Annotated in this window: 5 protein-coding genes and 1 riboswitch; of the genes, 4 read left to right on the forward strand and 1 reads right to left on the reverse strand. The window is 74.6% G+C overall.

Going from position 1 to position 6,263, the window contains the following annotated elements; translation table 11 throughout:
• Positions 1 to 1,422: aldehyde dehydrogenase (locus tag GUY61_RS32905; protein WP_166633981.1), on the reverse strand; the 1,422-nt coding region annotated here is incomplete at its 3' end.
• 136 nt (positions 1,423 to 1,558) lie between these two features.
• Between GUY61_RS32905 and GUY61_RS32910 the strand changes: the two genes are divergently transcribed.
• The 4 genes from GUY61_RS32910 to GUY61_RS32925 all read left to right on the forward strand — a co-directional run.
• A complete protein-coding gene (locus GUY61_RS32910; protein WP_166633982.1) occupies positions 1,559 to 2,611 on the forward strand; it encodes an MBL fold metallo-hydrolase in 1,053 nt (350 codons plus the stop codon).
• Between the two features lie 202 nt (positions 2,612 to 2,813).
• Positions 2,814 to 2,952, forward strand: a riboswitch (cobalamin riboswitch).
• A 106-nt stretch (positions 2,953 to 3,058) separates the two neighbouring features.
• Positions 3,059 to 4,270 carry a terpene cyclase/mutase family protein gene (locus GUY61_RS32915; RefSeq protein WP_166633983.1) on the forward strand — a complete coding sequence of 404 codons (1,212 nt, stop codon included), beginning with the start codon at positions 3,059 to 3,061 and terminating at the stop codon, positions 4,268 to 4,270.
• Positions 4,267 to 4,974 carry an SCO2322 family protein gene (locus GUY61_RS32920; RefSeq protein WP_313896980.1) on the forward strand — a complete coding sequence of 236 codons (708 nt, stop codon included), beginning with the start codon at positions 4,267 to 4,269 and terminating at the stop codon, positions 4,972 to 4,974. Before GUY61_RS32915 ends, GUY61_RS32920 begins: the two co-directional genes overlap by 4 nt.
• A gap of 44 nt (positions 4,975 to 5,018) precedes the next feature.
• Positions 5,019 to 6,263 (forward strand): energy-coupling factor transporter transmembrane component T (locus tag GUY61_RS32925; protein WP_166633984.1); only part of this gene is annotated, 1,245 nt, incomplete at its 3' end.

The following is a 6,263-nucleotide window of genomic DNA, read 5'->3' on the forward strand; positions in this document are numbered from 1 at the left end:
CTCCAGGTACTCCGACAGCCCCTCGGGCCCGAACTCCCGGCCGAGACCCGAGTTCTTGTAACCGCCGAAGGGACCGAGCATGTCGAGGCTGAAGGTGTTCACGTTGTACGTGCCGGTCCTGATCCCGCGCGCGAAGTCGATGCCCCGCTCGACGTCGGAGGTCCAGACGCTGCCGCTGAGGCCGTAGTCGGAGTCGTTGGCGATCCGCGCCGCCTCCGCCTCGTCCCCGTACGGCAGCAGGCAGATCACCGGGCCGAAGATCTCCTCGCGGGCGATCCGCATGCCGTTGTCGACGTCACCGAAGAGGGTGGGCTCGACGTACCAGCCGTGATCGAGGCCGGCGGGCCGGCCGCCGCCGGCCAGGATCTTGGCGCCCTCCTCCTGGCCGATGCGTATGTAGTCGAGGCTGCGGCGCCGCTGGCGCTCGGCGACGAGCGGGCCCACCTGGGTGGCGGGGTCCAGCGGGTCCCCGACGGTCAGCGCGCCGGCCGCCGCGGCGAGGGCCTCGGCGAACTCGTCGTAACGGCTGCGGGGCGCGAGGATCCGGGTCTGAGCCACACAGGCCTGGCCGTTGTTCATCCAGGCGGCCGGGGCGATCCCGGCGACCGTGGACTCCAGGTCGGCGTCGGGCAGGATCACGGCCGCCGACTTGCCGCCGAGTTCGAGGGTGACCCGGGTGAGGTTGCGGGAGGCGACCTCCATGACCCTCCGTCCGGCGGCGACGGATCCGGTGAACGACACCTTGTCGACGCCGGGGTGACCGACCAGGTATTCGCTCACCTCACGGTCCGCGGGCAGCACCGACAGCACGCCCTCGGGGAGCCCCGCCTCCCGGGCGATCTCCGCGAGGATGTAGGCGTCGAGCGGCGACTCGGGCGAGGGCTTCAGGATCACCGTGCACCCGGCGAGCAGCGCCGGCCCGAGCTTGGCCGCCGCGGTGAACTGCGGGACGTTCCACGGAGCCACGGCCGCGACGACCCCGACCGGCTCGCGCCGCACCAGCAGCGGCCCGAGGACACCGGTGCGCCGCTCCTCGTAGGGGAAGTCACGGGCGACCGCGATCGCGCTGTCCCAGACCATCATCGCCCCGAGCGCCTGGGCGAGGACGCTCCAGGAGTAGGGGGAACCGTTCTCGGAGCTGATGACCCGCGCGATCTCCTCGTGCCGCACGGCGATCGCGTCCTTGATGCGGCCGACGGTGTCGATGCGTTCGCCGAGGCTCATGCGGGGCCAGGGCCCTTCGTCGAAGGCCTTGCGGGCGGCGGCCACGGCCCGGTCGACGTCGGCGGGCGAGGCGTGCGGGACCCGGCCGATGACCTGCTCGGTGTGCGGGGAGATCACCTCGATGACGTCGGCACCGAGCGGGTCGGTCAACTCCCCGCCGATGAACAGCTGTCCTTGCTCCATCAACAGGTCGGTCATGGCTGCCGCCTTCCGGACTTTCTGACGCCGCTTCAGATACCGTGAGCCGATAGAACTGATACCAGTTCCAGTTCCACTAGTCCATGCGCGGGCGGACGACTCCTGACTGCAACAAGTTCTCGTTATAGTGCGCAACATGACGCAGGAGTCGCAGGTCAAGGACCACGGCGGGGGCGTGTGGAGCGTCCGCGTCCCCATCCCCGACAACCCGCTGGGGCACACGCTGGTCCATGTCGTCGACACCGACGGCGGCCCGGTACTGATCGACACCGGCTGGGACGATCCGTCCGCGTGGTCGGCGCTGACCGCCGGGCTCGGCACCCTGGGCATCACCGTCCCCGAGGTGCACGGCGTGGTGATCACCCATCACCACCCGGACCACCACGGGCTGTCCGGCCGGGTCAGGGAGGCGTCCGGTGCGTGGATCGCCATGCACGCCGCCGACATCGACGTCGTACGCCGCACCCGGTCCGCGGAGCCGGGCCAGTGGCTCGAGTACATCACCGCGCGGCTCACCGCGGTCGGTGCCCCCGAGGAGCATCTCGCGCCGCTGCGGGCCGCCCGCGCCTCCGGCCGGTCGCGCCCGCTGCCCGGCGGCACGGCCGCCCTGCCCGACCGCGAGATAGCCCCGGGGGAGCTCCTCCCCCTGGCGGGGCGCCGACTGCGCGCCGTCTGGACCCCGGGCCACACCCCCGGCCATGTCTGCCTGCACCTCGAGGAGGACCACCCGGCGGGCCTCGCCGGCACCGGGCGGCTCTTCTCCGGAGACCACCTGCTGCCCGGGATCACCCCGCACATCGGCCTCTACGAGGACCCCGAGGACACCCGGGTCACCGATCCCCTCGGCGACTACCTCGACTCCCTCGAACGCGTCGGCCGGCTCGGCGCCGCCGAGGTCCTGCCCGCCCACCAGCACGCCTTCACGGACGCGGCGGGCCGGGTACGCGAACTGCTGGCCCACCACCGCGAACGCCTCGACGACCTGCTTGACCTCCTCTCCGCCGAACCGCTCACGCCGTGGCGGCTGGCCGAACGCATGGAGTGGAACCGCCCCTGGGCGGAGATCCCCTACGGGTCCAGGACCATCGCCGTCTCGGAGGCGGAGGCCCACGTGCGCCGGCTGGTCAAGCTGGGTCTGGCGGAGGCGGTGCCGGGCAGCGACCCGGTGACCTTCCGGGCGGCCCGGTGATGTTCCGGGCCGCCCGCCGAGCGCTCCTCCGGCAGCCCGGCACGCCACCCACGGGCCCGCCCGCGCCCGCGCGCCGGAACCCGCAAGCCCTCCAGCCCCGCGCCGCGCCCCCTCTGCCTCCGGGCGCCGTCCCGGAGGATCCGCCCGGCGCGCGGGGCAGGGCCGGCGGCCCCCGGGGACCGTCGCCTCGATGGCCGTACGGGCCGGTAGGTAGAGTGTGGGCTTGCCATCACGCCCAATGAGGGAAAGCCGGTGCAATTCCGGCGCTGACCCGCAACCGTGAACCGCACCGGCCCGCAGGGCCCGCGGTGAGCCGGACCGCCTCGTCGGACGTGACCGGCTCCCGTACACACCCGTACGCACCGTCGAGGAACGCGGCGCTGGAGCCCGGTGCGCGCCTGCGCGCAGCGGTGCCCGGCTGCCCGCGCAGCAGGAGAGGCACCGCACATGACCGTACGCCGCAGGGGCACGGCCGCCCTGGCCATCACCGCAGCTCTGCTCCTCGGAGCCGTGTCACCGGCCGCGGCCGCCGGCAGCGACGGGCTGTACGGCACGAACGACCCCACCTACGACGGCGTGTGGCGGCAGTCACTGGCACTGCTCGCCCAGGACTCCGTGGGGGTGCGGCCCGCCGCACAGGCCGTGCACTGGCTCGCCGGGCAGCAGTGCGAGTCCGGGGCCTTCGCCCCGTACCGCAAGGACACCTCCGAGGCCTGCGACGCCAAGACCATGGTCGACTCCAACTCCACGGCCGCCGCCGTGCAGGCGCTGGCCGCGCTCGGCGGACACGGCGCCGAGATGGAGAAGGCCGTCGGCTGGCTGAAGTCCGTCCAGAACAAGGACGGCGGCTGGGGCTACTCCCCCGGCGGCGCCAGCGACACCAACTCGACGTCCGTGGTGATCGGGGCGCTGGCCGCCGCCGGGCAGAAGCCGGACGGGGTGGAGTCGAAGGGCGGCAGGACGCCGTACGACGCGCTGGTCTCGCTGTCCCTTCCGTGCGACGTCAAGGGCGGCGGCGCCTTCGCCTTCCAGCCGGACAAGTCGGGCAAGCTCGCCGCCAACGCGGACGCCACGGCCGCCGGTGTCCTCGGCGGCCTCGGCAAGGGCCTGGCGGCCACGGCCGGCAAGGGGGCCGGCGGCTCCGACTGCGCCGACGCGGACGGCTCCGCGCGCAAGGCCGCCGCCAACGGCGCGGTCCACCTCGTGGACGCCCTCGGTGAGATGGGTCACCTGATGTCCTCGATGCCGGGCTCCGAGGACCAGCCGGACTACGGGAACACCGCCGACGCGGTGGTGGCGCTGGCCGCCGCCGGGCGTTCCGACGCCGCGAAGACGTCCCTGGCCTGGCTGGAGAAGAACTCCGCCGACTGGGCGAAGGAGTCCGGCCCCGCCGCGTACGCGCAGCTGATCTTCGCCGCGCGCGCGGCCGGCGGCGACCCGCGGGACTTCGGCGGCGCCGACCTCGTGCGGCAGCTGAACGCGACGGGGCCCGCGCCCGAGGCGACGAAGACCGCCTCCCCGGATTCCGGGAAGGACGAGGACAAGAAGTCCGAGGACGGCGAGGGACTCGGCGTGTGGTGGATCGTCGGCATCGGTCTCGTCGCGGGCATCGGCATCGGCTTCCTCGTCAGCGCCCGCAGGAAGAGCGACCGGTTGTGAGGCCCCGTGGGCTGCGTACGCCGCTGATCTCCGTACTCGCGCTCGGGCTGCTCGGGGGCCTGGGCGCCGGCACGGCGCACGCCACCGGCTACCGCTACTGGTCCTTCTGGGACCGGGTGGACGGCTCCTGGACGTACGCCACCCAGGGGCCGGCGACCGCCGTCCCCGCCGACGGCGACGTGCAGGGCTTCCGCTTCTCCGTCAGCGAGGACTCGCAGGACGCCGCGAAGCCGCGCGGCGCGGCCGACTTCGCGGCGATCTGCGCGGACACACCGGCCGAGGACGGCAGCAAGCGCGTGGCGCTCGTCATCGACTTCGGCACCCCGCAGGACGCCCCGGAGGGCGAGGCTCCGCCGGAGCGCCGCACGGCCTGCGCCCGGGTCGACGAGGACGCCAGCAGCGCGCAGGCACTGGCCTCCGTCGCCGAGCCGCTCCGCTACAACAGGGACGCCCTGCTGTGCGCGATAGCCGGCTACCCGGAGTCGGGCTGCGGCGAGCAGGTCTCCGCCGGCGACGGCGGAAAGGGCGGCTCCGCCGGGAACGGCGGGAACGGCGGCAAGGACCACGACGGGAACCGGGCCGGGGCTTCGCGGAAGCGGGACGGTGACGACGGCGGCCCCTCCGTCGGCGTCGTCGCCGGCATCGCGGCCGTCGTCCTGCTCGGAGCTGCCGGGGCCTGGCAGACACGCCGCCGCCGCGGATGACGCGGCCGGAAGCCACGCCTGTGCCCGCGCCCCTGCCCGCGCCCATGCCCGGCGACGCCGCCCCGCCACGCCCCTCGGCCGCGACGGGGCCGGAATCCCCCGCGCGACGGTCGCGGCGGGTGTCCGCCGCGCGGGCGTGGCGTGCGGTGCGGCCGCCGACTGTGAACCGGAGCAACGCGCTGCACGCCGGGGCCTGGTGGCTGTGGGCGCTCGGCATGGCGGTCGCGGCCTCGCGGACCACCAACCCGCTGCTGCTCTGTCTCGTGATCGCCGTCGCGGGTTACGTCGTGGCCGCGCGCCGGGTGCCCGACGCGCCCTGGGCCCGCTCCTACGGCGCGTTCCTCAAGCTCGGACTGGCGGTCCTCGCGATCCGGCTCGTCTTCGCCGTGTTCCTGGGTTCGCCCCTGCCCGGCACGCACCCGCTCTTCACGCTCCCCGAACTGCCGCTTCCGCACTGGGCGCAGGGAGTGCGGATCGGCGGGCGGGTGACCGCGGAGCAGTTGCTGTTCGCGCTGTACGACGGACTGCGGCTGGCCACGCTGCTGATCTGCGTCGGCGCGGCGAACGCGCTCGCCAGCCCGGCGCGGCTGCTGAAGTCCCTGCCCGGCGCGCTCTACGAGGTGGGGGTGGCGGTGGTCGTCGCGATGACCTTCGCGCCCAGCATGGTCGCCGACGTATCGCGGCTGCGGTCGGCGCGCCGGCTGCGCGGCCGGCGCGCGGGCGGGATCGGGGCGGTGCTGCGGATCGGACTGCCGGTGCTGGAGGGCGCGCTGGAGCGGTCGGTCGCCCTGGCGGCCTCGATGGACGCGCGCGGTTACGGCCGTACGGCGCAGGTGCCGACCGCCGTACGGCGTACCACCGCCGTGCTCACCCTCGGTGGGCTGCTCGGCGTGTGCGCGGGTTCGTACGGGCTGCTCGCGGCGGAGGGCGCCGGCTTCGGGCTGCCCGTCATGGCCGCGGGCCTGGTGACCGCGCTGGGCGGGCTGTGGCTCGGGGGCCGGCGCAGTGTCCGCACCCGCTACCGGCCGGACGGGTGGGGTGTGCGCGCCTGGCTGGTGGCCGGCTCGGGGGCGGCCGCCGGGGGGCTGATGGTGTGGTCCGGGTCGGCGTACCCGCCCGACGCCCTCGACCCCGGTTTCGTACCGCTGACCACGCCGACGCTGCCCGTGTGGCCCGCGGCCGCGCTGCTGCTCGGTCTGCTCCCGGCGTTCGTCGCGCCCGCGCCGACTACCGCACCCGCACCCGCACCGGCTCCCGCTCCCGTCGCCACCTCCGCCTCTCCCCAGGAC

The sequence above is a fragment of the Streptomyces sp. GC420 genome (assembly GCF_009916105.1).
Taxonomy (GTDB): Bacteria; Actinomycetota; Actinomycetes; order Streptomycetales; family Streptomycetaceae; genus Streptomyces.